This window comes from Streptomyces sp. PU-14G (genome assembly GCF_041028275.1).
Classification (GTDB): Bacteria; Actinomycetota; Actinomycetes; order Streptomycetales; family Streptomycetaceae; genus Streptomyces.
This window is the reverse complement of the sequence record NZ_JASKYT010000760.1, coordinates 1-461: the sequence shown is the minus strand read 5'-3', so window position 1 is coordinate 461 and position 461 is coordinate 1. Positions and strand designations below refer to the sequence as shown.

At 69.8% G+C, this 461-nt stretch carries 1 tRNA gene; it reads left to right on the top strand.

Going from position 1 to position 461, the window contains the following annotated elements:
• The first annotated feature begins 66 nt into the window (after positions 1 to 66).
• Positions 67 to 140: transfer RNA gene (locus AB8Z75_RS35190), tRNA-Pro, on the top strand.
• Positions 141 to 461 lie beyond the last annotated feature (321 nt).

Genomic DNA, 461 nt, shown 5'->3' with positions numbered 1-461 from the left:
CCCCCACCCTCGGGAAACCCGATTTCGCCTCAGCGCGCACCTGGGCTAAAGTAGTCGTCGTTGCTTCGGGGTGTAGCGCAGCTTGGCAGCGCGCTTCGTTCGGGACGAAGAGGCCGTGGGTTCAAATCCCGCCACCCCGACTGTGAAGTAGCAGGTCAGGGCCCGTCTTCCGCAGGGAAGACGGGCCCTGGTGCGTGATGGGTGACCCGTGGTGGGTGCCCACGTGAGTGACTACGGCTCCGAGGATCGCGGCCGGGTGCTCCCTCGCCTCTGCGGGACCTCTCCGGACCGGCGCGCCTTTCACGGGCCCCGTGGCGGAAGGGGCGCGTTACGGGCCCCCAGCGAGCCGTCGGTGCGCGCGTCATGTCCTCTGGTGCGGTCCCCGGTGAGCACCCAGGTGCTGGAGAGTGGTGGCCAGTTGGGCCGGGGTGAGCGGTGGAGTGGGGAGCGGGGACGGGGAA